At 62.8% G+C, this 25,382-nt stretch carries 23 protein-coding genes; 6 read left to right on the top strand and 17 right to left on the bottom strand.

All coding sequences use genetic code 11. The features are described 5' to 3' along the window. Position 1: 1 nt before the first annotated feature. On the bottom strand, positions 2-184 hold the full coding sequence (locus ACSQ27_RS03635; protein WP_436154113.1) for a hypothetical protein: 183 nt from the start codon (positions 182-184) through the stop codon (positions 2-4). Between ACSQ27_RS03635 and ACSQ27_RS03630 the strand changes: the two genes are divergently transcribed. Continuing rightward, positions 183-1,379 (top strand): amino acid aminotransferase, encoded by a 1,197-nt coding sequence (locus ACSQ27_RS03630; RefSeq protein ID WP_436154112.1) that lies wholly within the window; start codon positions 183-185, stop codon positions 1,377-1,379. The genes ACSQ27_RS03635 and ACSQ27_RS03630 overlap by 2 nt on opposite strands. Positions 1,380-1,420: 41 nt before the next feature. After that, on the top strand, positions 1,421-1,963 hold the full coding sequence (locus ACSQ27_RS03625) for a nucleotidyltransferase family protein (protein ID WP_436155393.1): 543 nt from the start codon (positions 1,421-1,423) through the stop codon (positions 1,961-1,963). Between the two features lie 4 nt (positions 1,964-1,967). On the opposite strand, the gene ygiD is transcribed toward ACSQ27_RS03625, so the two are convergent. Continuing rightward, the gene (gene ygiD / locus ACSQ27_RS03620; protein ID WP_436154111.1) at positions 1,968-2,822 is read right to left on the bottom strand and encodes a 4,5-DOPA dioxygenase extradiol; all 855 of its coding nucleotides are present in this window, start codon (positions 2,820-2,822) and stop codon (positions 1,968-1,970) included. A gap of 270 nt (positions 2,823-3,092) precedes the next feature. Here ygiD and ACSQ27_RS03615 point away from each other — a divergent pair, with 270 nt between their 5' ends. After that, positions 3,093-4,466, top strand: coding sequence for a polyhydroxyalkanoate depolymerase (locus ACSQ27_RS03615; RefSeq protein WP_436154110.1), 1,374 nt, complete (start codon positions 3,093-3,095; stop codon positions 4,464-4,466). 53 nt (positions 4,467-4,519) lie between these two features. Then, complete coding sequence (gene rsxB / locus ACSQ27_RS03610; protein WP_436154109.1) at positions 4,520-5,212, top strand: electron transport complex subunit RsxB; 693 nt, start codon at positions 4,520-4,522, stop codon at positions 5,210-5,212. On the opposite strand, the gene ACSQ27_RS03605 is transcribed toward rsxB, so the two are convergent. Beyond that, positions 5,204-6,502 carry a methyl-accepting chemotaxis protein gene (locus tag ACSQ27_RS03605; protein ID WP_436154108.1) on the bottom strand — a complete coding sequence of 433 codons (1,299 nt, stop codon included), beginning with the start codon at positions 6,500-6,502 and terminating at the stop codon, positions 5,204-5,206. The two genes, rsxB and ACSQ27_RS03605, sit on opposite strands and share 9 nt — an antisense overlap. Between ACSQ27_RS03605 and ACSQ27_RS03600 the strand changes: the two genes are divergently transcribed. Next, positions 6,482-6,772 carry a hypothetical protein gene (locus ACSQ27_RS03600; protein ID WP_436154107.1) on the top strand — a complete coding sequence of 97 codons (291 nt, stop codon included), beginning with the start codon at positions 6,482-6,484 and terminating at the stop codon, positions 6,770-6,772. The genes ACSQ27_RS03605 and ACSQ27_RS03600 overlap by 21 nt on opposite strands. Positions 6,773-6,873: 101 nt before the next feature. Here the strand turns inward: ACSQ27_RS03600 and ACSQ27_RS03595 are convergent, their stop codons facing one another. From ACSQ27_RS03595 to scpA, 8 genes are all read right to left on the bottom strand, one after another. Next, positions 6,874-7,344: a VOC family protein gene (locus tag ACSQ27_RS03595; protein ID WP_436154106.1), complete on the bottom strand. Its 471-nt coding sequence runs from the start codon at positions 7,342-7,344 to the stop codon at positions 6,874-6,876. Positions 7,345-7,532: 188 nt separating this feature from the next. Further along, complete coding sequence (locus tag ACSQ27_RS03590; RefSeq protein ID WP_436154105.1) at positions 7,533-9,584, bottom strand: acetyl-CoA carboxylase biotin carboxylase subunit; 2,052 nt, start codon at positions 9,582-9,584, stop codon at positions 7,533-7,535. Between the two features lie 37 nt (positions 9,585-9,621). Next, positions 9,622-10,431 carry a YdcF family protein gene (locus ACSQ27_RS03585; RefSeq protein ID WP_436154104.1) on the bottom strand — a complete coding sequence of 270 codons (810 nt, stop codon included), beginning with the start codon at positions 10,429-10,431 and terminating at the stop codon, positions 9,622-9,624. A gap of 21 nt (positions 10,432-10,452) precedes the next feature. After that, positions 10,453-11,985: an acyl-CoA carboxylase subunit beta gene (locus ACSQ27_RS03580; RefSeq protein ID WP_007866994.1), complete on the bottom strand. Its 1,533-nt coding sequence runs from the start codon at positions 11,983-11,985 to the stop codon at positions 10,453-10,455. A 30-nt stretch (positions 11,986-12,015) separates the two neighbouring features. Further along, positions 12,016-12,888 (bottom strand): hypothetical protein, encoded by an 873-nt coding sequence (locus ACSQ27_RS03575; RefSeq protein ID WP_436154103.1) that lies wholly within the window; start codon positions 12,886-12,888, stop codon positions 12,016-12,018. Between the two features lie 5 nt (positions 12,889-12,893). After that, on the bottom strand, positions 12,894-13,913 hold the full coding sequence (gene meaB / locus ACSQ27_RS03570) for a methylmalonyl Co-A mutase-associated GTPase MeaB (protein ID WP_436155392.1): 1,020 nt from the start codon (positions 13,911-13,913) through the stop codon (positions 12,894-12,896). After that, positions 13,913-14,425 carry a GNAT family N-acetyltransferase gene (locus ACSQ27_RS03565; RefSeq protein ID WP_436154102.1) on the bottom strand — a complete coding sequence of 171 codons (513 nt, stop codon included), beginning with the start codon at positions 14,423-14,425 and terminating at the stop codon, positions 13,913-13,915. Before ACSQ27_RS03565 ends, meaB begins: the two co-directional genes overlap by 1 nt. Next, the gene (scpA, locus tag ACSQ27_RS03560) at positions 14,388-16,553 is read right to left on the bottom strand and encodes a methylmalonyl-CoA mutase (protein ID WP_436154101.1); all 2,166 of its coding nucleotides are present in this window, start codon (positions 16,551-16,553) and stop codon (positions 14,388-14,390) included. Before scpA ends, ACSQ27_RS03565 begins: the two co-directional genes overlap by 38 nt. A gap of 198 nt (positions 16,554-16,751) precedes the next feature. Between scpA and ACSQ27_RS03555 the strand changes: the two genes are divergently transcribed. Continuing rightward, on the top strand, positions 16,752-17,387 hold the full coding sequence (locus tag ACSQ27_RS03555; RefSeq protein ID WP_436155391.1) for a GntR family transcriptional regulator: 636 nt from the start codon (positions 16,752-16,754) through the stop codon (positions 17,385-17,387). Between the two features lie 6 nt (positions 17,388-17,393). Here ACSQ27_RS03555 and ACSQ27_RS03550 read toward each other — a convergent pair whose 3' ends face one another. The 6 genes from ACSQ27_RS03550 to ACSQ27_RS03525 all read right to left on the bottom strand — a co-directional run bounded on the left by ACSQ27_RS03550 (position 17,394) and on the right by ACSQ27_RS03525 (position 25,234). Beyond that, entirely contained in the window at positions 17,394-18,953 is a 1,560-nt protein-coding gene (locus ACSQ27_RS03550; protein WP_436154100.1) for a SpoVR family protein, read from the bottom strand. Further along, positions 18,950-20,224 (bottom strand): YeaH/YhbH family protein, encoded by a 1,275-nt coding sequence (locus ACSQ27_RS03545; RefSeq protein WP_436155390.1) that lies wholly within the window; start codon positions 20,222-20,224, stop codon positions 18,950-18,952. Before ACSQ27_RS03545 ends, ACSQ27_RS03550 begins: the two co-directional genes overlap by 4 nt. A 47-nt stretch (positions 20,225-20,271) precedes the next feature. Continuing rightward, a complete protein-coding gene (locus ACSQ27_RS03540; protein WP_436154099.1) occupies positions 20,272-22,194 on the bottom strand; it encodes a PrkA family serine protein kinase in 1,923 nt (640 codons plus the stop codon). A 454-nt stretch (positions 22,195-22,648) separates the two neighbouring features. Beyond that, on the bottom strand, positions 22,649-23,596 hold the full coding sequence (locus tag ACSQ27_RS03535; RefSeq protein WP_436154098.1) for a DMT family transporter: 948 nt from the start codon (positions 23,594-23,596) through the stop codon (positions 22,649-22,651). Next, positions 23,589-24,653: a tRNA dihydrouridine(20/20a) synthase DusA gene (gene dusA / locus ACSQ27_RS03530; RefSeq protein WP_436154097.1), complete on the bottom strand. Its 1,065-nt coding sequence runs from the start codon at positions 24,651-24,653 to the stop codon at positions 23,589-23,591. The genes ACSQ27_RS03535 and dusA overlap by 8 nt, the downstream gene beginning before the upstream one ends. Before the next feature lie 95 nt (positions 24,654-24,748). Beyond that, positions 24,749-25,234: a hemerythrin domain-containing protein gene (locus ACSQ27_RS03525; RefSeq protein ID WP_436154096.1), complete on the bottom strand. Its 486-nt coding sequence runs from the start codon at positions 25,232-25,234 to the stop codon at positions 24,749-24,751. Positions 25,235-25,382: the final 148 nt, after the last annotated feature.

The following is a 25,382-nucleotide window of genomic DNA, read 5'->3' as shown; positions in this document are numbered from 1 at the left end:
TTCAGGGCAACCAAACAGAATACGACATTCGGCCGAAAATGGGAATTGCAATCCCCATCACCCCCGGATAGCCATTTTTGATACCTCTTGTAGCTTTTTTTCCGGTCAACTTGTGACCTAAATCTTGACCTGAATCCCGCATCGTCGCTTTCGCCTTCTTTTCACTTCTCTGAGGATATTTCATGTCTTTGTTTACCGCTGTCGAAATGGCCCCGCGTGACCCCATCCTGGGCCTGAACGAGCAGTTCAATGCCGATACCAATCCCGCCAAGGTCAACCTGGGCGTAGGCGTGTACTACGACGACAACGGCAAACTCCCCCTGCTGCAGTGCGTGCAGGCCGCCGAAAAGCAGATGATGGCCGACCCCAAGGCCCGCGGCTACCTGCCGATTGACGGCATCGCCGCCTACGACGCCGCCGTCAAGGGCCTGGTCTTCGGCGCCGACAGCGAGCCCGTCAAGAGCGGCCGCGTCGCCACCGTACAAGGCATTGGCGGCACGGGCGGCCTCAAGGTGGGCGCCGACTTCCTCAAAAAGCTCAGCCCCAATGCCAAGGTGCTGATTTCCGACCCAAGCTGGGAAAACCACCGCGCGCTTTTCAGCCAGGCCGGTTTCGTCGTTGAAAGCTACCCTTACTATGACGCAGCCAAGCGCGGCGTCAACTTCGACGGCATGCTCGCCGCCCTCAATGCCGCGGCCGAAGGCACCATCGTCGTGCTGCACGCCTGCTGCCACAACCCGACCGGTTACGACATCACCGCGGCCCAGTGGGACCAGGTGATCGCCGCCGTCAAGGCGCGCAAGCTGACGCCTTTCCTCGACATGGCTTACCAGGGCTTTGGCCACGGCATCGCGGAAGACGGCGCCGTCATCGGCAAATTTGTGGCCGCCGGCCTGAGCTTTTTCGTGTCGACGTCCTTCTCCAAGAGCTTCAGCCTCTATGGCGAACGCGTGGGTGCCCTGTCGGTGCTCTGCGAGTCGAAAGAAGAAGCTGACCGCGTGCTGTCGCAGCTCAAGCTGGTCATCCGCACCAATTACAGCAACCCGCAGATCCACGGCGGCATGGTGGTGGCCATGGTGCTCAATACGCCGGCGCTGCGCACCCAATGGGAGCAGGAACTGGGCGAAATGCGTGTGCGCATCAAGGCCATGCGCCAAAAGCTCGTGGACGGCCTGAAGGCCGCCGGCGTCAAGGAAGACATGAGCTTCATCACCGCGCAGATCGGCATGTTCAGCTATTCCGGCCTTAGCAAAGACCAGATGGTGCGCCTGCGCAACGAGTTCGGCGTCTACGGCACCGATACCGGCCGCATGTGCGTGGCCGCGCTCAACAGCAAGAACATCGACTACGTCTGCGCGTCGATCGCCAAGGTCATCTGATTCCCCTGGCACCTTCCGAGCCTGCCAGCCCGGATGGCTTCATCCGGGATGCCCTGCAAAACCGCCACAACCAGCGCATCCTGGCGCAGCTGCCCTCCCTGGGCCTGCCGGATGCCTGGCTGGTCGCGGGCTGCCTCTTCCAGACCGTCTGGAACCTGCGCTCGGGCAACCCGCCCGAAGCCCACATCAAGGACTACGACCTGTTCTACTTCGATCCCGCCGATCTTTCGGAGGCGGCCGAAGCCCGGGTCAACGAGCGGGTCCTGGCCTGCTTTGCCGGCCAGGGCATCACCGTGGAAGCGAAAAACCAGGCCCGGGTCCATACCTGGTACCAGGACTACTTCGGTTTTCCCTACCCTGCCCTCAGCAGTTCCCGGGACGGCATTGACCGCTTCCTGGTCACCAGTACCTGCGTGGGCCTCAAAGCGGGCGGCTCGGGCCTGGAGCTTTATGCGCCCAACGGCCTGGACGATCTGTACCAGGGCCGGCTCGGCCCGAATCCGCTGTGCCCTCACCTGCCGCTGTTTGAAAAGAAGGCCAGGGCCTACCAGGAGCGCTGGCCCTGGCTGCGGATCAACACCTGAACGCCTAACCCCACACCGCCGAGCGCATGGAGATCGACCCCGCCTGGAAGCTGGTGTTGAAAAAGCGCATGGGCTCCTTCCCATCGGCGGCGCCGGCGGCATACAGCAAGGGCAGGTAGTGCTCATGGGTGGGATGCGCCATTTTGGCGACCTGGCCCAGCTTCTGGAAGTTCTGCAGTGCATCGAGGTTGCCCTGCTGCAGGTAGCCGCCGGTGATCTGGTCGAACTCCAGCGCCCAGTCGTAAGCCTGGCTGCCCGTCGCGCCGCGCTGCATCTGGCGCAGGTTGTGCACGATGTTGCCGCTGGCCACCACCAGCACCCCGCGCTCGCGCAAGGCCTTGAGCTGCTTTGCCAGCGCATAGTGGTCCTCGGGCGCACGGCCGTAGTCCATGCTGAGCTGGATCACCGGGATGTCCGCATCCGGGAACATCGGCTTGAGCACCGACCAGGCGCCATGGTCCAGCCCCCATTCGCCTTCATCGATGCCCAGGGGCGCCGAGGCCCGCTGGCGCACCAGCTGGCTGATGGCCTGCGCGGCGGCCGGATCGCCGGGCGCGGGGTATTGCTGGTCGAACAGCTCCTGCGGAAAGCCGCCGAAGTCGTGGATGGTCTTGGGCTTGTCCATGCCGGTCAGCCACCAGCCTTCGGTCAGCCAATGGGCGGAAATGCACAGAATCAGCTGCGGTTTGGGGTATTTCGTCCCGAATTCAGCGCCCAGCGCCTGCCAGCTGCGCCGGTATTCGTTGTCGCCGATGGCGTTCATGGGGCTGCCGTGGCCCACAAAAAGCACCGGCATCCTGTCGGATTTCTTCAGGGAGGCCAGTCGGTCCAGCGCGGAGGCGTCAATCGTGGGGAGCATGTTGTTGTTTCCTGTTCGGGTCTGCGGTTTCAGGGGGTCGGCAAAACCGCTGGCCGGAGGCAGAATGGTAAGTGTTCCTACAATTCCGCAGGTGGCGGTGGTTTATCGGTAAACAAGCCCCGGCCCGCCCGCGTGGCGCTTTGGCACCAATCCCGTGAAAAGCGCCCGGAATTGGTGGTTATCCTCAAATCAGTGCGGCGCCCGCCTGTTATATTGCACTGCAACATACTACGTTTTACTTCATAACGACATAACCAAGGTTGACCCCCGATGCTGTACCAAGTCTATGAAACCCAGCGCACCTTGATGGAGCCCTTTGTTGACTTCGCACAGGCTGCCGCCAAGCTCTACGGCAACCCCTTGTCGCCGCTCGGGCAAAACCCTTTCGCCCAGCGTGTGGCGGCCGGTTACAGCCTGATCTACCGGCTGGGTAAGGATTATGAAAAACCGGCCTTTGACATCCGGACCATCGACGTCAACGGCACCGATGTCAGCATCCACGAACGCGTGGAAATCGACAAACCCTTTTGTGAACTGCGGCGTTTCAAGCGTTTCACCGACGACCCCGCCACTTTGACCGGCCTGAAGGGCGAACCTGCGGTGCTGATCGTGGCGCCGCTGTCCGGGCACTACGCCACCTTGCTGCGCGACACCGTCCGCACCATGCTCAAGGACCACAAGGTCTACATCACCGACTGGAAAAACGCGCGCACCGTGCCGCTGTCCGACGGCTCCTTCCACCTGGACGACTACGTCAACTACGTGCAGGAGTTCATCCGCCACATCCAGGGCATTTACGGCAACTGCCACGTCATCAGCGTCTGCCAGCCCACCGTGCCGGTGCTCGCGGCGGTGTCGCTGATGGCCTCGCGCGGCGAGACCACCCCGCTGAGCATGACCATGATGGGCGGCCCCATCGATGCGCGCAAATCGCCCACGGCCGTGAACAACCTGGCCATGAACAAGAGCTACGAGTGGTTTGAAAACAATGTGATTTACCGCGTGCCCAGCAATTTCCCGGGCGCCGGCCGCCGCGTCTACCCCGGCTTTTTGCAGCACACCGGCTTCGTCGCGATGAACCCCGACCGCCACGCCAGCAGCCATTACGACTATTTCAAGGACCTGCTCAAGGGTGACGACGCCAGCGCCGAGGCCCACCGCAAGTTCTACGACGAATACAACGCCGTGCTCGACATGGATGCCGATTACTACCTGGAAACCATCAAGACGGTGTTCCAGGAATTCAAGCTGGTCAACGGCAACTGGGACGTCAAGAATGTGGACGGCGAACTGGAGCGCGTGCGCCCCGAAGACATCAAGACCACGGCCCACTTCACCGTCGAAGGCGAACTCGACGACATCTCCGGCTCAGGCCAGACCGAGGCCGCCCACAGCCTTTGCTACAACATCCCCAAGGGGCGGCAAAAGCACCTCGAAGTCAAGGGCGCGGGCCACTACGGCATCTTCAGCGGCCGCCGCTGGCGCGACATCGTCTACCCGCAGGTCAAGGCCTTTATCCTTGAGAACAACAAGCCTTCCGCTCCAGCCAAACGCGCCGCGGCGGCAAAACCTGCCGCAAAATCCGCCGCCAAGCCCGCTGCAAAACCGGCGGCAAAAAAGACCGCGCGTAGCAAGCAAGCCTGAACACGCCGGCAGCGGCAGGTCGGGGAGGCCATGACTGGTAGGACAATAGGCCGGTGACTTCCCCCATAGCCTCCCGCCTGGCAGAGCGGCTCAACGCCGCCCTGCCCCAAACCCAGTGCACCCGCTGCGGCTATCCCGACTGCGCGGCCTATGCCGAGGCCATGGCCTCCGGCGAAGCCGCCATCAACCAATGCCCGCCGGGCGGCGCCGAAGGCGTGCGGCGCCTCGCGGCCATCACCGGCCGGCCCGTCCTGCCCCTGAATCCCGACAATGGGACGGAAGGCCCGCGCGCCATGGCCGTCATCGACGAGAACTGGTGCATAGGCTGTACCCTGTGCCTCAAGGCCTGCCCGACCGACGCCATCATGGGCAGCAACAAGATGATGCACACCGTGATCGAGCCCTGGTGCACGGGCTGCGAGCTGTGCATTCCGGTATGCCCGGTCGACTGCATCAGCCTGGAAAACGTCACTGGCGCGCGCACCGGCTGGGATGCGTGGTCACCGCAGCAGGCCGACACGGCGCACAGCCGCTATGAGTTTCACGGCCGGCGTTACCCCAGGGAAAGCGCCGCAATCCCGCAGCAAACCACTGGAAGCGCCCTGCCGGCCCCAGCAGAAGACGGGCCGGCGACTCCCGCAGCCGCATCACAAACCGCCGACAGCTCCGCCGAACGCAAGCGCGCCGTGATTGAAGCCGCGCTCGCACGCGCCCGCGCCAAACGCGGCCCCGCCGCCTCAGGCTGACACGATGTTCTTGTAGACGCCGCAGCCCACGAAGATGTCGCCGGCCTGCTGCACGAATGACATCTTGGTCTGGACCTTGCCCGTGGCCGGGTTGGTGATGTCGTACTCGACCCAGCCCGGCTCTTCGCTGGCCTGCGAAACAATGGCCTCCAGCAGCCCCTGCCCGTCGATGCCGGGAATGTCCTGCACGCGTGTGCCGAGCTTGGCCGGGTTGCCGCCAAACGCCAGGTAGGTGCCGCGGCTGTCCAGCGCAAAGACGTACATGTCGCGGTCATGGAAACCCTTGGCGGGGTTGGTAAGGTCGCGCAGGAAAACATCCCGGGGGAGGTTGCGGCCATGCGCGATGGCCCGCGCCACCATGGCACACGCTTCCTCGGCCGATCCCTGCTGCAGCCTGAAGCCGGCCACCGACTGCACCAGCGTGCTTGCCCGTCCCTCAAGCCTGGTGGCCTGCGCCACGGCGCGCTCCACCATCTGCGCGTTGTCCTGGGTGATTTTGTCGAGCTGCCGGACCGCCGTCGTGATTTCGCCCAGGCTGGCGCTTTGCTCGGTGCTGGACTTCGAAATCTGCGCCATATTGGCCGCCACGTCGCGGATGCCGGAAACCATGTGCGTGATGCTGCTTCCCGCCGTGCGTATGGTTTGCACGCTGGCCTCCACCTGCCGCGAAGACTCACCGATCAACTGGCGGATTTCCTTGGCCGACTCGGCCGACCGTTTGGCAAGCGAGCGCACCTCGGCGGCCACCACCGCAAAACCACGGCCCGACTCGCCCGCGCGGGCGGCCTCCACTGCCGCATTGAGGGCCAGGATGTTGGTCTGGAAAGCCAGGCTATCGATCACGCCGACGATCTCGTCCATGCGTTTGGCGCCGCCGTGAATGGCCTCCACGGAAGCGACAGCCTCGGTCATGGCCGTGGCGCCGGCCTCCGCCAGGTCCCGCACCTGGGCCGCCTGCAAATTGGCCTGGCCGGCCCGGCCGGCGTTGTCCCGGACGGTGGAAGACAGCTGTTCGACGCTGGCCGCCGTCTGCTCCAGGTTGGCGGCCTGCTGTTCGGTACGGTCTGACAGCTCACGGTTGCCCCTGGCCATGCTCTGGCCCGAATGCGCCACAAATGCCGCGTTGCTGCGCACATTGGCCACCATGCCCGACAGCGTATGGCTGAGTGCCGCCGTGGATGCCAGCAGGCGGCCCAGCTCGTCGGCGCCGCGGCCTGCAGGCTCGATTCGCAAGTCGCCGGCCACCATCTTGCCCGTGGCCCTGGCCAGATGGTCAATGCCGTCGGCCATCACGCAACGGAAGGCGAACAGAAAATAGATGAGCAGGCAGAGGGTCAAACCGCATGCCGTTACCAGCGCGGTCAGGCCCTCAACCGGCCTGGATGCCAGCGTGAACTGCAACATGAGGAGCAAAGGCGGCAGGGCCGACAAAATCGCAAGCCACGCGAGCTTTCCCCCAAGCTGCAGGCGACGGAGCAGCCGGATGCCAGGATTCAACAGCGTGCCGGGATTCATCAAAAAGTCTTCTTCAAATGGAAACGCAGGCTGCGCTTCTCTTGAAACCATTGTGAAGAATCGTGCTGCGGCCAATTGAGGGAAAAGAGGGCTTTAGCGCGCCCTCATCCAGGGGCGGCCCGGCCCGCGCCCCGGCCTCTCCGCGTTTACCCCAGGGCCGCGAAAGCCTTGATGACTTCAGGCGGCGCCTGCACCATCTCGATCAGCACGCCCTCACCCGCAATCGGAAATTCGTCGCTGGCCTTGGGGTGCAAAAAGCAGATGTCAAAACCGGCGGCGCCCTTGCGTATGCCGCCCGGCGCAAAACGCACGCCCTGGGCCGTCAACCATTCCACGGCTTTGGGCAGGTCGTCTATCCACAGGCCCACGTGGTTGAGCGGCGTGGTGTGTACCGCGGGTTTTTTGTCCATGTCCAGCGGCTGCATCAGGTCGACCTCGACCTTGAACGGGCCGCTGCCGATGGCGCAGATGTCCTCGTCCACGTTCTCGCGTTCGCTGACGAAGTTGCCGGTGACTTCCAGGCCCAGCATGTCCACCCACAGCGTGCGCAGGCGGTCTTTGCTGGTGGCGCCTATGGCGATTTGCTGGATGCCCAGCACTTTAAATGGACGTGTCATTTATTTCTCCTCAACAAGCAATCGCTGTCACCGGGCGACCCAAGATGACAAGCGCGAGTGGGTCTTCTCCAAGCAGGGGCCGCGGAACCGGCTTTGCCGGGCCGCAGGCGCAGCGGCCCCTCATGTGATGAAAGGGGCAGGAAGATGCCGCAGGCTACGCAAAGCGAGCGACCGTGGGGGGGCCACATTCATGCCTGAAACTCCACGATGGGCTGGTCCACGCTCAGGGATTCACCTTTGGCCGCCAGCACCTTGCCGACCACACCATCGGCCACGGCGAACAGCACGTTTTCCATCTTCATGGCTTCAATCACCGCCACGCGCTCGCCGGCCTGCACTTTCTGTCCCACCTGCACCGCCACGTCCACCAGCAAGCCCGGCATGGGCGACAGCACATAGCGGCTCATGTCGGGCGGTGCCTTGTAGGGCATCAGGGCATGCAGCTGCGCCGCGCGCGGCGTCAGCACCAGCGCATCCAGCCGTGTGCCGTTATGGGCAATGCGGATGGCCAGCGGATTGCGGCCCACGCCGCGCTCCACCTGCGCTGCAAAGGGCTGGCCGTTGACGGTGCCGCGAATGCGCGCGCCGCCCAGGTGCCAGTTGCTGCAGATCTCATAACTCTTTGCCCCCACCTCCACCGTGCCGGAGCCGGTTTGCGCCTGGTAGTTGCGCACCGTCACCGGGTGTGTGGTGTTCTGCCCGGCCGCTCCCAGGCCAACCACGGCAAACTCTTCGCCCACCGTCACGCCATGGCCCGGCAGCTGCCCGCTGATGCCGGCCGCGCGGCCCAGCATGCGGCGATTGACGTAAGCCGCCAGCGCCAGCAGGAAGGACGGATCCTCGTGCGGCACGTCCTCGGCGTGAAAGCCCTTGCCGTAGTTCTCGGCGATAAACCCGGTGTTGAAATCGCCGGCGACAAATTTGGGATGCGCCAGCAAGGCCGCCTGGAAAGGAATGTTGCTCGAGATGCCCCGGATCACAAAGCCGTTGAGCGCCTCGCGCATCTTTGCAATGGCCTCCTTGCGGTCCTTGCCGTGCACGATGAGCTTGGCGATCATCGAGTCATAAAACATGGGAATTTCGCCGCCGTCCTGCACGCCGGTGTCCACACGCACGCCGAACAGCTGCGAAGTGTCGGCCGCGAACATGGTTTCCCTGGGCGGCTGGAAGCGCACCAGGCGGCCCGTCGAAGGCAGGAAGCTGCGGAAGGGGTCTTCAGCGTTGATACGGCACTCGATGGCCCAGCCATTGCGCTGCACGTCTTTCTGCGCGATCGGCAGCTTCTCACCGGCCGCGACGCGAATCATCAACTCCACCAGGTCCAGCCCGGTGATGCATTCCGTCACCGGGTGCTCGACCTGCAGGCGGGTGTTCATTTCGAGGAAGTAAAAACTCTGGTCCTTGCCGACCACAAACTCCACCGTGCCGGCGCTCTGGTATTTCACCGCCTTGGCCAGCGCCACAGCCTGCTCGCCCATGGCCTTGCGCGTGGCATCGCTGATGAAAGGCGACGGCGCCTCTTCGATCACCTTCTGGTGGCGCCGCTGGATGGAGCATTCGCGCTCGTTGAGGTAGACCACGTTGCCATGGCTGTCGCCCAGCAGCTGGATTTCGATGTGGCGGGGTTCTTCGACAAACTTCTCGATAAAGACACGGTCGTCGCCAAAGCTGTTGCGCGCCTCGTTGCGGCAGGAGGTGAAGCCTTCAAAGGCCTCCTTGTCGTTGAAGGCCACACGCAAGCCCTTGCCGCCGCCGCCCGCGCTGGCCTTGATCATCACCGGGTAGCCAATGCCCTTGGCGATTTCCACGGCTTTCTCGGCAGTTTCGATCGCATCGTTGACGCCGGGGATGCAGTTCACGCCCGCCGCGCCGGCCAGCTTCTTCGATTCAATCTTGTCGCCCATGGCGGCAATCGAATAATGCTTGGGACCAATGAAGATGATGCCTTCTTCTTCGACCCGCTTGGCAAAGCCCGCGTTCTCGCTGAGGAAGCCGTAGCCCGGGTGCACCGCCTGTGCGCCGGTCTGTTTGCAGGCTGCAATGATCTTGTCGGCCTGCAGATAGCTGTCGCGGCTGGGCGCCGGGCCGATGTTGACGGCCTCGTCGGCCAGTTCGACGTGGCGTGCATCCTTGTCGGCGTCGGAATACACCGCGACGGTCTGGATGCCCATCTTGCGGGCGGTTTTAATCACGCGGCAAGCGATCTCACCTCGATTTGCAATCAGTATTTTCTTGAACATGATGTTTCCAGTCGATTTTCTTTTTGATGGTGCCAGCTCAGTATTCCCGCAGCAACCAGCCTGAAAAACAGGCGAAATACTCGCGTGTCCAGGCGTTGTAGCGCATATAAAGCGGTGTCAGGGCACCCGCCGGCCGCACCTGGGACCAGCCCGCCTTACTGGCGATCCAGCCGGCGCGCAGCGTGTGAAAGTCGCTGGTCACCAGCACCATGGGCACATCCCGTTTCACACCCGCAGCCTCCAGCAGACGCGCCGAAAACACCAGGTTTTCATACGTGCTGGTGCTTTGGTCTTCCAGGCTGATGCGCGCGGCGTCCAGGCCAAGGCCGACCAGGTAGTCGGCCATCACACGCGCTTCAGGAATCTTCTGCTTGAAGTCCGTTCCGCCGCTGACCACGACCAGCGCCCGGGGATGTTGCCCAGCGAGGCTGTAGGCCAGCTTGAGGCGTTCCGCCAGGGTCGGGGAGGCCTGTCCGTTCGGCGTGCTTGAGCCAAGAACCACAATGACCCGCGGATCGGCATCTCCTGCGGCCGAAGGCTGCAGCCGCTGCAGGACGGCAAAAAAGACCAGCAGGGAGGCCAGCCACAGGAAGAACCCGGCGAGTACCAGCCGCCAGGCCAACAAGCGCCAGCGGCGTCCGCGCAGCCACCTATGCCAACGTTCGGCGAACAATGAAAGCGCGATCAGCACCGTCGCGATGACCGCCGGCACGATCACGCCGAGGTGCGTGACCTTGACCGTTACGAGGTAAAGGCAGTCGACCAGCAACAGGAGGCCGATCGCCAGCAGCAGCCAGCGCGCGGTCCGCGGGCGGTGCCTGCCGGGTGTCGGGCCAGAAATGTCCACGGCGGAAATTCCAGACATGGCTTACAGCGGGATGTTCCCGTGCTTGCGCCACGGGTTCTCGATCTTTTTGTCGCGCAGCATGACCAGCGAGCGGCAGATGCGCTTGCGGGTCTCGTGCGGCAGGATCACGTCGTCGATAAAGCCGCGCGCACCGGCCACAAAGGGGTTGGCGAAGCGGGCCTTGTATTCGGCTTCTTTGGCGGCCAGTTTGGCCGGGTCGCCCTTGTCTTCACGGAAGATGATTTCCACCGCACCCTTGGCGCCCATCACCGCGATCTCGGCGTTGGGCCAGGCGAAATTGACGTCACCGCGCAGATGCTTGGACGCCATCACGTCATAGGCGCCGCCGTAGGCCTTGCGCGTGATCACGGTGATCTTGGGCACGGTGCACTCGGCGTAGGCGTATAGCAGCTTGGCGCCGTGCTTGATGATGCCGCCGTATTCCTGGCTGGTGCCGGGCATGAAGCCGGGCACGTCGACAAAGGTGATCACCGGAATGTTGAAGGCGTCGCAAAAGCGCACAAAACGCGCGGCCTTGATGGAACTCTTGATGTCTAGGCAACCGGCCAGCACCAGGGGCTGGTTGGCGACGATGCCCACCGTCTGTCCTTCCATGCGGGCAAAGCCGATGATGATGTTCTTCGCGTACTCGGGCTGGATTTCGAAAAAATCGCCGTCGTCCACCGTCTTGACGATGAGCTCCTTCATGTCGTACGGCTTGTTCGGGTTCTCGGGCACCAGCGTGTCCAGGCTCAGGTCCATGCGGCCCGCCGGGTCGGCGCTGGGGCGCACCGGGGCTTTCTCGCGGTTGTTCAGCGGCAGGTAGTTGTAGAGGCGGCGCAACATCAGCAGCGCCTCGACGTCGTTCTCGAACGCCAGGTCGGCCACGCCGCTGCGCGTGGTGTGGGTGGTGGCGCCGCCCAGCTCCTCGGCTGTGACTTCCTCGTGCGTCACGGTCTTGACGACTTCGGGGCCCGTGACAAACATGTAAGAGCTGTCCTTGACCATGAAGATGAAGTCGGTCATGGCCGGCGAGTACACCGCGCCTCCTGCGCTGGGTCCCATGATCATGCTGATCTGCGGAATCACGCCGCTGGCCATCACGTTGCGCTGGAACACGTCGGCATAGCCGCCCAGCGAGGCCACGCCTTCCTGGATGCGGGCGCCGCCCGAGTCGTTGAGGCCGATGACGGGTGCGCCCACCTTCATGGCCTGGTCCATCACCTTGCAGATCTTCTCGGCATGGGCCTCGCTCAGGGCGCCGCCGAACACCGTGAAATCCTGGCTGAAGACAAACACCAGGCGGCCGTTGATCATGCCGTAGCCGGTGACCACGCCGTCGCCGGGGATCTTGTTGTCCTGCATGCCGAAGTCGGTGCAGCGGTGCTCGACGAACATGTCCCATTCTTCGAAGGTGCCTTCGTCCAGCAGCAGCTCAAGCCGCTCGCGCGCCGTCAGCTTGCCTTTGCCGTGCTGCGCGTCTATGCGCTTCTGGCCGCCGCCCAGGCGGGCCGCGGCGCGTTTCTTTTCGAGTTGTTCAAGGATTTCTTGCATGGTGTGTTCCGCAATGTCGACAGTGAAAACTTACTTGGTTGAATCAAACAAAAGGCGCGCGGCGGCCTGGCTCATTCGGCGCGAGTCGTGCCCCACACCCGGCACCGTGACGCGCTCCCAGGCCAGGGGCGTGCCCAGCTTTTGCGCCTGCGCGGTAGCCCGCGCAAAGAAGTTGCTGCCGCGCTCAAAGCGGTTCGCACCCTGTGCCGTGGCCTGCCGGGCTTTGGGCAGGTTGGCCGCGTCGGTCTGGGTATCGGCTTCACCGAGCAGCACAACCAGCTTACGCGCAAAAACCTGCTTGAGCTTGTCGGGGCTGACGATGCCCTCGTCCAGCGCGTAAGGAACCTTGTCGTCCATCAGGCCCGGGTAGCGTGGCATGGTGTAGCTGCCGGCGTTGGCGGCCACGGCGACGGAAACGCGGGGCGCCTCCATCAGCAGCATGAAGCGATGCACGAATTGCCCGCCCGCCGAGTGGCCGAACAACACGTAGTCGGGCGTGGATAGCCCCTCATCGGCTCGGACGAAATCAAAAAGATGCTCAACGATCTGGAACGACCATTTACTGCGGTCGCGCGTCTCGATGCCGCCCATATTGAACAGCCTGGAAGGAAACCGCGCCTCGTCGAACTCCGGGGCCAGCACGATGAGCTTTTTTTTCTCGGCAAAAGGCATCCAGTTGTCGCGCATGCGCGAGCCCTGGCGCTCCGTGCCGTGGATCACTACCATCACTTTGGCATCGGGGCCGGCGCTGCGCGCCTTGTAGTAATACACAGTGACGGGCTTGTCCGCAAAATAGCCCTTGTCGGTGAAGACAAAGCTCTGCGGCTCGCCGGCGACCATGCCACCCGCCCAGGCCAGGCAGGCCTGCAAAAGCAGAACCCAGAGGATGACGATCTTCTTCATCGGTCTCATCCCTTGGCGGCCAGGGCCAGCAGGCTGCGGGCTGCGGTCGATGCCGCGACTTCGCCGCGCGCCACCTCGGCCAGCAGGCCGGGCAGGCGCTCGCGCACTTGCGGGTCCTGGCGGAAGGCCTGCTTGAGGCCGGCATCTATGCGCTCCCACATCCAGGAGAGCGACTGCTGCTGGCGCCGGGCGACGAGGCCGCCGTTGGCGGCCTGCAGCGCCTTGAACTGCATCACGGCTTTCCAGAACACGTCCACGCCTTTGTTATGAAGCGCGCTGAGCTGGATCACCCGCGGGTGCCAGTTCTTGTCGAAGTTGGCCGCCTGCGTGCTGTCCATGGCGTTGTTGACCAGGCCGAACAGCCGCATCGCCGACGTGATCTGCGCTTCGGCCCGCATGGCGGCGTCGGCGTCGATATCGGCCTTGTTGATGATGACCAGGTCGGCCAGTTCCATCACGCCTTTTTTGATCGCCTGCAAATCGTCTCCGGCGTTGGGCAGCTGCATCAGTACAAACATGTCGGTCATGTTGGCGACGGCTGTCTCGCTCTGGCCCACGCCCACGGTTTCGACGATCACCACGTCGTAACCGGCGGCTTCGCAGACCAGCATGGCCTCGCGCGTTTTTTCGGCCACACCGCCCAGGTTGCCGCTGGAGGGGCTGGGCCGGATGTAAGCGCGCTCATGCACCGAGAGCTTTTCCATGCGGGTCTTATCGCCCAGGATGGAGCCGCCAGAGACGGAAGAGGAAGGATCGACGGTGAGCACCGCGACGCGATGGCCCTGCGCGATCAGGTACAGGCCCAGCACCTCGATGAAGGTGGACTTGCCGACCCCGGGCACGCCGCTAATACCCAGGCGGAAAGACTTGCCGGTGTGCGGCAGCAAGGCCGTGAGCAGTTCATCGCCCTGGGCGCGGTGGTCGGCGCGGGTGGATTCCAACAAGGTGATGGCCTTTGCGATGGCGCGGCGCTGGGCCATCGCGTCCGAGCCCATGATGGCTCGCAGGAAATCAGGCGCAGCCATCACGTTGCCGACTCCGTGACGGGCCATTCGTAATGCAGGTCGACGCCCTCTTCGCCTTGCAATACAAAGCCATGGCGCAGGTAGAAGCGGTTGGAATCGCTTTCTTTCAGCGCGGTCAATCTCACAGCCAGGCCGCGCTCGCGTGCCTGGCTGAGTACTTGCAGCAGTACCCATGAGCCTATGCCCTGGCCGCTGGCATTGCTGCGCAAATAGAGGTGGTCAAACCGCAAAGCTGTATCACCTTCAGGCTTGATCGTGAAAAAGCCCACGCGCGCGCCGTCCAGCAGGATGTGTTGCATGTACTGCGGCAAAAAACCGGCCGACAGACGTTCTCGCGAACGCGCAAGGTCAAAGCGGCCGACGCGCTCCAGGCTGGGCCGCATCGCATCTATGCGCAAGGCCAGCATGTCCTCGAAGTCGCCGGCAAGCACCGGCTGCAGGGACAGGCGCAAACTGATGTCCGTCACCGCGGGCTCATTTCGCAACGGCGGCGCGAATCTGTTCCAGCACATCCTTGGCGCTGGCCGGGATCGGCGTGCCCGGGCCGTAGATGCCCTTCACGCCGGCCTCATACAGCATCTCGTAGTCCTGCCGCGGAATCACGCCGCCGACAAACACGATGATGTCGTCGGCGCCCTGCTTCTTGAGCTCGGCGATGATGGCCGGCACCAGCGTCTTGTGGCCGGCCGCCAGCGTGGAGACACCCACCGCATGCACGTCGTTTTCAATCGCCTGGCGCGCGCATTCCTCGGGCGTCTGGAACAGCGGGCCCATGTCCACGTCGAAACCCAGATCGGCGAAGGCCGTGGCCACCACCTTGGCGCCGCGATCGTGGCCGTCCTGGCCCAGCTTGGAAATCATCACGCGGGGGCGGCGGCCCTGCGCTTCGGCGAAGGCGTTGATTTCCGTCTTGAGGGTTTCCCAGCCTTCGGCCGAGTCATAAGCGGCAGCGTACACACCGGTCACCTTTTGTGTATCGGCGCGGTGGCGCCCGTAAACTTTCTCGAGGGCATCGCTGACCTCGCCCACCGTGGCGCGCAGGCGCACGGCCTTGATGCTGAGGTCCAGCAGGTTGCCGTTGTTATTTTCGGCGGCGGCCGTCAAGGCTTCCAGCGCGGCCTGCACCGCCGCGTTGTCGCGTTTGGCCTTGATGGCCTTGAGCCTGGTGATCTGGCCCTCGCGCACGGCCACGTTGTCGATGTCACGCGATTCGATGGCGTCTTCAGTCTTGAGTTTGTACTTGTTGACGCCGACGATCACGTCCTTGCCGCTGTCGATGCGCGCCTGCTTTTCGGCGGCGGCCGCTTCGATCTTGAGCTTGGCCCAGCCGCTGTCCACGGCCTTGGTCATGCCACCCATGGCCTCGACCTCTTCAATGATGGCCCAGGCGGCGTCGGCCATGTCCTGGGTGAGTTTTTCCATCATGTAGCTGCCGGCCCAGGGATCGATCACGTGCGGAATATGGGTTTCTTCCTGGATGATGAGCTGGGTGTTGCGGGCGATGCGGGCACTGAACTCGGTGGGCAGGGCAATCGCTTCGTCGAACGAGTTGGTGTGCAGGCTCTGCGTCCCGCCAAAGACCGCGGCCATGGCTTCGATGGTGGTGCGCACCACGTTGTTGTAGGGGTCCTGCTCGGTCAGGCTCCAGCCCGAGGTCTGGCAGTGTGTGCGCAGCATCAGGCTCTTGGGACTCTTGGCATTGAAGCCCTTCATGATGCGGCACCACAGCAGGCGGGCGGCGCGCATCTTGGCCACTTCAAGATAGAAGTTCATGCCAATGGCCCAGAAAAAGCTCAGGCGCCCGGCGAACTCATCCACGTCCAGGCCTTTGCCCAGCGCGGTCTTCACATACTCTTTCCCGTCGGCCAGCGTGAAGGCCAGTTCCAGCGCCTGGTTGGCGCCGGCTTCCTGCATGTGGTAGCCCGAGATCGAGATCGAGTTGAACTTCGGCATGTTCTGCGCCGTGTACTCGATGATGTCGCCGATGATGCGTATGCTGGGCTGCGGCGGGAAGATGTAGGTGTTGCGAACCATGAACTCCTTGAGGATGTCGTTCTGTATGGTTCCGCTCAATTTGTCCTGGCTCACGCCCTGCTCTTCGGCCGCGACCACATAGCCGGCCAGCACCGGCAGCACCGCGCCGTTCATGGTCATGGAGACGCTGACCTTGTCCAGCGGGATCTGGTCGAACAATATCTTCATGTCCTCGACCGAATCGATGGCCACGCCGGCCTTGCCCACGTCGCCGGTCACGCGCGGGTGGTCGCTGTCGTAGCCGCGGTGCGTGGCCAGGTCAAACGCCACCGACACGCCCTGCCCGCCGGCGGCCAGCGCCTTGCGGTAGAAGGCGTTGGATTCCTCGGCCGTGGAAAAGCCCGCGTACTGGCGGATCGTCCAGGGGCGCACCGCATACATGGTAGCTTGCGGGCCGCGGATGAAAGGCTCAAACCCTGGCAGCGTGTTGGTGTGCGGAAGATCTTTGGTGTCTTCGGCGGTGTACAGCGGCTTGACGCTGATGCCGTCCGGCGTCTGCCAGTTCAGCGCATCCAGATCGCCGCCGGGGGCCGACTTGGCGGCTGCTTTGGCCCAGGCTTCAAGGCTGGCGGCGGGAAATTCAGGTTCGGGAGGACGCTTGGACATGGGATGTTTACCGTAACAGGATCTGCAGGGGCTGGCGATGCAAACCAGGGCCCCGGGGGATGGAATTCGTGATGCTTTGAAGTTTACATCATTTATAATTATTGATGCAAAATTCAGTTTCAAGTAAGATGCCAGTAGCGCTGACAGGAAGCAGCGCGCCCCAAGCTCGCCTTACCTATTAAAAACACCCCTATGTCCATGGCCGCCGTGTCCCTGACTCCCCGAGCGCTTTATGAAGAAGTCGCCGAGCTTCTTCGCCAGCGCATTTTTAACCGCGAGCTGGCGCCGGGCAGTTGGATAGACGAACTCAAGCTGGCTGAGGAATACGGCATCAGCCGCACGCCGCTGCGCGAGGCCCTCAAGGTACTCGCCACCGAAGGCCTGGTCACCATGAAGGTTAGGCGCGGCGCTTACGTCACGGAAGTCTCCGAACGCGATCTCGCCGACGTCTATCACCTGCTGGCCCTGCTGGAGAGCGATGCGGCCGGCGTGGTGGCCGCCCAGGCAACCCCTTCACAGCTCAAAGAATTGCAAAGCCTGCATGAGGAGCTTGAAAAAGCCGTCGGCAACCGCGAACGCTTTTTCGAGATCAACGAGGCCTTTCACATGCGCCTGCTGGAAATCGCCAACAACCGCTGGCGCGACCAGATGGTGGCCGACCTGCGCAAGGTGATGAAACTCAACCGCCACAATTCGCTGCTCAAAAGCGGTCGCATTGAAGAGTCATTGGCCGAGCACCGCGCCATCATGCAGGCGCTGGCCGCGCGCGACGCCGACGGCACCGCGCAGCGCATGCGCGAGCATTTCAGGAACGGGCTGGAAGCCGCGGCGTGAACGGCATCAAACCTGCGGCAGCGCCTCCCGGTGCTGCACCACCTTGCCGTGCTTGTCCACACTTTCCAGCAGGACACGGAAACCCCACAACCGCGCGATGTGCTTGATCACCTCCTGGACGTCGTCCGTCAGCGTCCGGTCGTTGTGGCGGCTGTGGCGCAAGGTCAGGGAGCGGTTCCCGCGCACGTCCACGTCCCAGACCTGTATGTTGGGCTCGCGGTAGTTCAGGTCATGCTGGCGCGACAGCGCCTCGCGCACATGCCGGTAGCCGGCCTCGTCATGGATGGCCGCCACTTCAAGCTCGGACCTGTTCGCGTCGTCCACCACTGAAAAAAGCCGGAATTCGCGTATCAGCCGCGGCGACAGGTATTGCCCGATGAAACTCTCATCGCGGAAATGCCGCATCGCGTAGTCCAGCGTCTCCAGCCAGTTCGAGCCGGCCACGTCCGGCAGCCACTGCCGGTCTTCTTCCGTGGGGGACTCGCAGATGCGCTTGAGGTCGCTGAACATGGCAAACCCCAGCGCGTAGGGGTTGACGCCGTTGTAGCCGGGATGTGTCACCGGCGGCTGGTAGATGACATTGGTGTGGGACCGCAGGCATTCGATCATGAAGCCGTCGGTCAGCAAACCCTCGTCGTACAGCGAATTGAGCAGCGTGTAATGCCAGAAGGTGGCCCAGCCCTCGTTCATGATCTGCGTCTGGCGCTGCGGGTAAAAATACTGGCCGATCTTGCGCACGATGCGTATCACCTCGCGTTGCCAGGGCTCCAGCAAGGGTGCGTTTTTCTCGATGAAATACAGGATGTTTTCCTGCGGCTCCGGCGGAAAACGGCGATGGGTTTTTTCGGCCGGCTTGTCGGCCGGTTTGGGCACCGTGCGCCACAGGTCATTGAGCTGCTGCTGCAGATAAGCCTCGCGGTCCTTGCGGCGGGCCTCTTCCTCCGCCAGCGACAGCTTCTGTGAACGCTGGTAACGGTCCACGCCGTGGCTCATCAGGGCATGGCAGGAGTCCAGCAGCTGCTCGACCGCCTCCCAGCCGTGGCGTTCCTCGCACTCGGCGATGTAGGCCCGCGCGTACACAAGGTAGTCGACGATGGCGCCGGCGTCGGTCCACATCTGGAACAGGTAGTTGCCCTTGAAGAAGGAATTGTGGCCGTAGCAGGCATGCGCCATCACCAGCGCCTGCATGGGCATGGTGTTTTCTTCCATCAGGTAGGCGATGCAGGGGTTGGAATTGATCACGACCTCGTAAGCCAGCCCCATCTGGCCGCGCCGGTAGTTTTTTTCCGTCGAGATGAACTGCTTGCCGAAGGACCAGTGCCGGTAGTTCACCGGCATGCCCACCGACGCATAGGCATCAATCATCTGCTCCGCGGTGATGACCTCGAGTTGCACCGGGTAAGTATCCAGGCCAAAGGACTTCGCCTTCCGCGCAATCTCGCCGTGGTAGAGCTCGATCAACTCGAAGGACCAGTCGGACGGGCTGGGCAGGCAGGCGTGCCGGCGCCCGGTGCCGGACAGGCCCGGCGCCGCAATTTCGACAGGCTTTTTCGCGGTCTTTGTCATGGCTTGGCGCCTTTTTTGAACAACTCCCTGAACACCGGGAATATCTCGTCCGCACCGCCCACCTTGCGCATCGCAAAGTTCCGGTTGGCCTCCTGCACCTGGGTGTACTCTTCCCAGAGGTTCTGGTCTTCCTCGCCCACCTGGACATACGCGAAATAGCGCGACACCGGCAGCAGCTTGTTGACCAGCAACTCACGGCAGCGGGCCGAATCCTGGTGCCAGTTGTCGCCATCCGAAGCCTGGGCGCCATAGATGTTCCAGTCACCGGGCGGGTAGCGCTCCTGGATGATCTGGTGCATCAAGGCCAGGGCGCTGGACACCACGGTGCCGCCGGTCTCGGTGGACTGGAAAAATTCTTCTTCGGACACTTCGGTCGCCTGGGTGTGGTGGCGAATGAAGATGACGTCGGTCTTTTCATAATGCTTCCTGAGGAACAGGTAGAGCAGGATAAAAAAACGTTTGGCGATGTCCTTGCGCGTTTCGTCCATGGAACCCGAGACGTCCATCAGGCAAAACATGACCGCCTTGGAAGTGGGCTGCGGCACCCTGACCCGGTTGCGGTAACGCAGGTCGAAGGGGTCGAAGAAGGGAATGGTCTTGAGGCGCCGGCGAAGCGTGTCGATCTGCGTCCTCAGGGAAAGAATCTCGTCAGGCAGATCCGGCGCGTCGCGCAGGGCCAGCGCCAGTTGCGCCTCCAGCTCATGCACCTGCCGCCGCGTCTCCCCGCCTATGGCGATGCGTCGGCTGAGCGCTACCCGCAGCGAACGCACCACGTGCAGGTTGGTCGGCGTTCCATCCGAGATGAAACCGGCACGGCGGGATTTCCATTCCGGCGCATCGGGCAAAAGCTGGGTGCGTATGAGGTCGGGCAGCGCAAGGTCGTCGAAAAAATACTGCATGAACTCTTCGCGCGAGATGCGAAAGACAAAGTCGTCATCACCCTCCCCGTCTGGGCTGGCCTCGCCGCCCGAGCCGCCGCCGCTACCGCCCTTGGGCCGCGCGATGCGGTCGCCGCGCACGTATTCACGGTTGCCGGGGTGCACGCTCTCGCGCGTGCCGCCGGTGTGCCCAAACACCGGCTCGTAGACGTCGCGCCGCGGCAGGGTGATGTCTTCGCCCTGCTCGATGTCGTGGATGCTGCGGCCCGCGACGGCACGGCGCACGGTATCGCGTATCTGCTCGCGAAAGCGGCGCAGAAAACGCTCGCGGTTGCCGATGGACTTGTTCTTTCCCGACAAGCGCCTGTCAATGACTTGCTGGAGCACGGTGATCTCCGGTCACATACACATGACGCGCCCGCCACGGCGCGCCGCGGGCCTCAGGAACTCTTGCGTACACGCAGGTACCAGTCGCACAACAAGCGGACCTGCCGCGTGGTATATCCCTTGGCGACCATGCGGTTGACAAAATCTTCGTGCTTTTGCTGCTCGTCCGCGCTGGCCTTGGCATTGAAGGAAATCACCGGCAACAGGTCTTCGGTGTTCGAGAACATTTTTTTCTCGATCACGGTGCGCAGCTTTTCATAGCTGGTCCAGACCGGGTTCTTGCCCGCGTTGTTGGCGCGTGCGCGCAACACAAAATTGACGATCTCGTTGCGGAAGTCTTTCGGGTTGCTGATGCCGGCCGGTTTCTCGATTTTTTCGAGCTCGGCATTGAGCGCCGAGCGGTCGAAGATTTCGCCGGTGTCGGTGTCGCGGTATTCCTGGTCCTGGATCCAGAAATCGGCGTAGGTGACGTAGCGGTCGAAAATATTCTGCCCGTACTCCGAATACGACTCCAGGTAGGCGGTCTGGATTTCCTTGCCGATGAATTCGGCATAACGCATGGCCAGGATTTCCTTGATGTAGGCCAGGTACTTCTGCTCGGTTTCAACCGGGAACTGCTCGCGCTCGATCTGCTGCTCCAGCACATACATCAGGTGGACCGGGTTGGCGGCGATTTCGGTGGAGTCGAAGTTGAACACCTTGGACAGGATCTTGAAGGCGAAGCGCGTGGAGATTCCGTTCATCCCCTCGTCGACGCCCGCGTAGTCGCGGTACTCCTGGTAGCTCTTGGCTTTCGGGTCGGTGTCCTTGAGGTTTTCGCCGTCATACACCTGCAGCTTGCTGAAGATGCTGGAGCTCTCGGGTTCCTTGAGGCGCGTCAGCACGGCAAACTGCGCCATCATCTTCAAGGTGCCGGGCGCGCAAATGGCGTTGTGCAGCGACGAGTTGTGGATCAGTTTTTCATAAATCTTCACTTCTTCCGAAACGCGCAGGCAATACGGAATCTTGACGATGTAGATCCGGTCCAGGAAAGCCTCGTTGTTCCGGTTGTTCTTGAATGCCTTCCATTCGCTTTCGTTGGAGTGCGCCATCACGATGCCGTCGAAGGGAATCGCGCCAAAACCCTCGGTGCCCTTGAAGTTGCCCTCCTGGGTGGCGGTCAGCAAGGGGTGCAGCACCTTGATCGGCGCCTTGAACATCTCGACAAACTCCAGCAGGCCCTGGTTGGCCAAGCACAGCCCGCCGGAATAGCTGTAGGCGTCCGGGTCGTCCTGGGCGTAGGTTTCCAGCTTGCGGATGTCGATCTTGCCGACCAGCGAGGAAATGTCCTGGTTGTTCTCGTCACCGGGCTCGGTCTTGGAAATCGCGCACTGCTTCAGGATGGAAGGAAAGCGCTTGACGACCCGGAAGCGGCGGATGTCGCCGCCGTACTCCTCGAGGCGCTTGACCGCCCACGGCGACATCACCCGCTGCAGGTAGCGCGGCGCAATGCCGTACTGGGTTTCGAGCAAGGGAGCGTCCTCGGCATTGTTGAACAGGCTGAGCGGCGACTCGTTGACGGGTGAGCCCTTCAAGGCATAAAAAGGCACCTGCTCCATCAGCTGTTTGAGCCGCTCGGCGATCGACGACTTGCCGCCGCCCACGGGGCCCAGCAGGTAGAGAATCTGTTTTTTCTCTTCCAGGCCCTGCGCGGCGTGGCGGAAGTAGGAAACCACCTGCTCGATGGGATCCTCCAGGCCGTAGAAGTCGCGAAATGCCGGGTAGATCTTGATGATCTTGTTGCCGAACAGGCGCGACAGGCGCTGGTCATGCCGGGTGTCCAGCAGCTCGGGTTCGCCGATTGCGGCGAGCATGCGCTCGGCCGCGGTGGCGTAGACGAGAGGACTGCGCTTGCAGGCGTCGAGGTAGTCCTCAACGGACAGTTCCTCTTCTCGCGTCTGTTCATAACGCGTCAGAAAATTACGGACGACATCCATAAATCCTCCTATGCGCGCAAGAACCGGAGGAACCCTGGCCCGCGATAGAAATCCGCTCCAGATCCCGCGCTATGCATCGAACTGTTGCCTCACACCAGGTGAGTGGTAGACCGCAGCGTCAATGGAAAGTTCCAACGAACCTTCGTCTCCATTATTTTCCAAATGCGCGAATACGTACAGTCAATTTTTTTAAAGAATCCGGATGATGTGTGTGCGCATGTTCCATGCGACTTCGGTGCGCATCGAGCACATGGCCCCGATGGCTTTGCTATGTTTTCAATAGCTGCAGATGAAGAAAATCACTAGGCTGCAGGCTGGTGTCTTGAGAAAGCAGTTTGCCTGCTGCGATTCGCGCCGCAAGCCTGGGCGCGTTCAAAGGGCAATGCTCATGCACACGCGTTGCATGAACGGCAGCGAGGCCGCAAGTTGAAACCGCCAAAGCGTGTCGGCAATTTCAAGCGCCTTTTGTCAGTATGGGCCTTGAATGTTTTTTAGTCAGCCCCTTGCCGACGCCCGTTACAAAAAATACCCCGGGCAAGATCAATGCGGCACCCACTGCGTGGTGCCAGCCCAACGATTCGCCCAACACGCCCCAGGCCGCCAGCGCCGCATAAAGAGGACCCAGGTAAAGCGACACCGCCACGCGGCTGGCACCGAGGATTTTTTGCGCCCAGCCGTAAATCCAGTAGGCGCCCAGTCCCGGCACGATCGCCGCCACCACAATCAGCAGCAGGCCGTAGCTGTTTAGCGGCAAGGCGTCGGCTCGCGTCATCTCCCAGGCCGTCAAGGGGAGCAGCACCAGCGTGCCCCCTATACAGATGGCCGCCAGGCGGGCCGTGGCACCAAGCGGGCTGGGCCATTGCTTTTGCAGCAAGGCATAGGCCGCCCATGACACCGTGGCTGCCACGATCCATAGGTCCCCCGCGGAGAACTGCACACCGGCCAGCGCGGTCCACTGGCCTTTGACCACGACGTGTACCACGCCGGCAATGGCCAGCACCACACCCAGGCCCTGGCGCAGGCTCAGGCGCTCGCCAAGCCAGATCACCGCACCCAGGCCTATCAGCACCGGCGACGCCGCATAAATGAGCGCGATGTTCATCGCGCCGGTGGAACGCGCGCCCTGGTAGACCCAGGCGCCGCAGATCACCATGCCCAGCGTGCCCAGCACCAAGTATTGCCACCATACCTTGGCGATGTGGCTGCGCTGACGCCACAGCTCCGACCGCGTGAGCACCAGCAGGAACAGCGCCGCCAGGCCCCAGCGCCCGAAGGCCAGCAGGTAGGGGCCGATCACGCCCGGCGCCTTGCGCGCCACGATGTAGTTGACCGTCCAGAGCGCCGGCACCAGCCAGAGCAGGGCCAGCGCCTGGCGCGCCTGTTTCTGCGCGGTATCAGGCATCGGCCATGGCGGTGGCATCGGCAAGCACCGACGGCGATGAGGCCGGTAGTTCATGCGCCAGCGCCATCACGGCATGCGGCGGCATGTCGCGCAGGCGGTGGTCGCTCCAGACCTGGCGCCAGCGCCGCGCGCCGGGCAGGCCGTTGCGCAGGCCCAGCATGTGGCGCGCGATGGCGCTCTTCGGCGTGCCGTGCTCGGCGGCTTCGCGCACCATGTAGTCGCACATCTGCGCTTCCACCGCTTCACGGCTCAGCGGGGATTCGTCGGCGCCGAAAAAAGTGTTGTCCCAGGAAGCCAGCCACCAGGGGTTGTGATAAGCCTCACGGCCAATCATCACGCCGTCCAGCGCGGCCAGGTGCCCGGCCACTTCTTCCTGCGTGTTGATGCCGCCATTAATGCAGATGACCAGTTGCGGGAATTCCTTCTTGAGGCGGTGCACGAGTTCATAACGCAGCGGCGGCACCTCACGGTTTTCCTTGGGCGAGAGGCCCTTGAGCCAGGCGTTGCGGGCATGCACGATAAAGACCTTGCAGCCGGCCTCGCTGACGGTGCCGACGAAGTCGCGCACGAACTCATAACTTTCGGCCTTGTCGATGCCGATGCGGTGCTTGACCGTGACCGGGACGTCTACCACGTCGACCATGGCCTTGACGCAGTCGGCCACCAGTTGCGGCTCGGCCATCAGGCAGGCGCCGAAAGCCCCGCGCTGCACACGTTCGCTGGGGCAACCGCAGTTGAGGTTGATTTCGTCATAGCCCCACTGCTCACCCAGCTGGGCGCAGCGCGCCAGGTCGGCGGGCTCACTGCCGCCCAGTTGCAGCGCCACGGGGTGCTCTTCGGCATTGAAGCGCAAATGGCGCTCGACATCGCCATGGATCAAGGCGCCCGTGGTGACCATCTCGGTGTACAGCAAGGCATGGCGCGACAGCAGCCGGTGAAAATGCCGGCAATGCCTGTCGGTCCAGTCCATCATGGGCGCGACGCTGAGGCGCCAGGGATGGCTGGACGCCGAAGCGGGAGCACCGGAGAGGCTGGCGGGGGAAAACGGGGCGGACATGCCCCATTTTCCCAGAAAGGGCTCTCCCGGCGACGATGCAGGGTCTAAAGAACCTTAAAGAACCTTCTTCGCGCTGGGAGGCCGCCCGCCAGGGGCTAGACCTGGGCGGTCTTGAACTCGTCCATCAGCTCCATTTTCCGCTGGCTGAGCTCCTCGGCCAGGGCTACCAGGTCCAGTTCGGACTTGCGGGCCTTGGGGAAGATTTCCTCGCGCTCTTCCTTGACGTGGTGGTCTATGTATTCACCCAGCACCGTGACCCGGGCGTCATACAGGTCGTCTTCGGGGTCCATGCCCGAAATCTGCGCGATCAGGTCCTTGGCCGTGGCATGCTCCACTTCGGCCTCGTCCAGCAACGGGTCGTCGTTGACGGCCGCGCGAACCTGGGGATAGAAAATTTCCTCTTCAATCTGCGCGTGCACCGTCAGTTCCTGGCAGATCTGGTCGGCGACTTCACGCTTGTCCTCGGCGGGCGCATTGCCGTCACACAGCTTTTTGTAAGCCGTGAAAAGCTTTTTGACGGCGATGTGGTCTGCGTCGAGCAGGTCGACGGCATCATGTTTTTTCGCGGGTGCTTTGCTCATGGGGGTTCCTCTTGGGGTTGGTCCTGGGTTTATCGGCTCTACAAATGAAGGCGGCCGCTAAAAGCCGACCGCTGGACCAATTTAGGCGGGGCATGGCGGACCTGGTGTGGGACGCCCCGGAGGCGTCATGTAGGAAAACACGAAACAG

It is taken from the genome of Polaromonas sp. LjRoot131 (assembly GCF_964252805.1).
Taxonomy (GTDB): domain Bacteria; phylum Pseudomonadota; class Gammaproteobacteria; order Burkholderiales; family Burkholderiaceae_C; genus Polaromonas.
Note: the sequence above shows the minus strand (reverse complement) of the source record. Positions and strands in the feature narration are given on the sequence as shown.

What these genes read in the sequence shown, in the direction of transcription:
- ACSQ27_RS03630 (WP_436154112.1), top strand. Translation starts at nt 183, where the DNA reads ATGTCTTTGTTTACCGCTGTCGAAATGGCCCCGCGTGACCCCATCCTG.
- ACSQ27_RS03635 (WP_436154113.1), bottom strand. Translation starts at nt 184, where the DNA reads ATGAAATATCCTCAGAGAAGTGAAAAGAAGGCGAAAGCGACGATGCGG.
- ygiD (WP_436154111.1), bottom strand. Translation starts at nt 2,822, where the DNA reads ATGCTCCCCACGATTGACGCCTCCGCGCTGGACCGACTGGCCTCCCTG.
- ACSQ27_RS03615 (WP_436154110.1), top strand. Translation starts at nt 3,093, where the DNA reads ATGCTGTACCAAGTCTATGAAACCCAGCGCACCTTGATGGAGCCCTTT.
- ACSQ27_RS03600 (WP_436154107.1), top strand. Translation starts at nt 6,482, where the DNA reads ATGGTCAATGCCGTCGGCCATCACGCAACGGAAGGCGAACAGAAAATA.
- ACSQ27_RS03605 (WP_436154108.1), bottom strand. Translation starts at nt 6,502, where the DNA reads ATGGCCGACGGCATTGACCATCTGGCCAGGGCCACGGGCAAGATGGTG.
- ACSQ27_RS03595 (WP_436154106.1), bottom strand. Translation starts at nt 7,344, where the DNA reads ATGACACGTCCATTTAAAGTGCTGGGCATCCAGCAAATCGCCATAGGC.
- ACSQ27_RS03590 (WP_436154105.1), bottom strand. Translation starts at nt 9,584, where the DNA reads ATGTTCAAGAAAATACTGATTGCAAATCGAGGTGAGATCGCTTGCCGC.
- ACSQ27_RS03580 (WP_007866994.1), bottom strand. Translation starts at nt 11,985, where the DNA reads ATGCAAGAAATCCTTGAACAACTCGAAAAGAAACGCGCCGCGGCCCGC.
- ACSQ27_RS03575 (WP_436154103.1), bottom strand. Translation starts at nt 12,888, where the DNA reads ATGAAGAAGATCGTCATCCTCTGGGTTCTGCTTTTGCAGGCCTGCCTG.
- meaB (WP_436155392.1), bottom strand. Translation starts at nt 13,913, where the DNA reads ATGGCTGCGCCTGATTTCCTGCGAGCCATCATGGGCTCGGACGCGATG.
- ACSQ27_RS03565 (WP_436154102.1), bottom strand. Translation starts at nt 14,425, where the DNA reads ATGTGCTGGAACAGATTCGCGCCGCCGTTGCGAAATGAGCCCGCGGTG.
- scpA (WP_436154101.1), bottom strand. Translation starts at nt 16,553, where the DNA reads ATGTCCAAGCGTCCTCCCGAACCTGAATTTCCCGCCGCCAGCCTTGAA.
- ACSQ27_RS03555 (WP_436155391.1), top strand. Translation starts at nt 16,752, where the DNA reads ATGGCCGCCGTGTCCCTGACTCCCCGAGCGCTTTATGAAGAAGTCGCC.
- ACSQ27_RS03550 (WP_436154100.1), bottom strand. Translation starts at nt 18,953, where the DNA reads ATGACAAAGACCGCGAAAAAGCCTGTCGAAATTGCGGCGCCGGGCCTG.
- ACSQ27_RS03540 (WP_436154099.1), bottom strand. Translation starts at nt 22,194, where the DNA reads ATGGATGTCGTCCGTAATTTTCTGACGCGTTATGAACAGACGCGAGAA.
- ACSQ27_RS03535 (WP_436154098.1), bottom strand. Translation starts at nt 23,596, where the DNA reads ATGCCTGATACCGCGCAGAAACAGGCGCGCCAGGCGCTGGCCCTGCTC.
- dusA (WP_436154097.1), bottom strand. Translation starts at nt 24,653, where the DNA reads ATGTCCGCCCCGTTTTCCCCCGCCAGCCTCTCCGGTGCTCCCGCTTCG.
- ACSQ27_RS03525 (WP_436154096.1), bottom strand. Translation starts at nt 25,234, where the DNA reads ATGAGCAAAGCACCCGCGAAAAAACATGATGCCGTCGACCTGCTCGAC.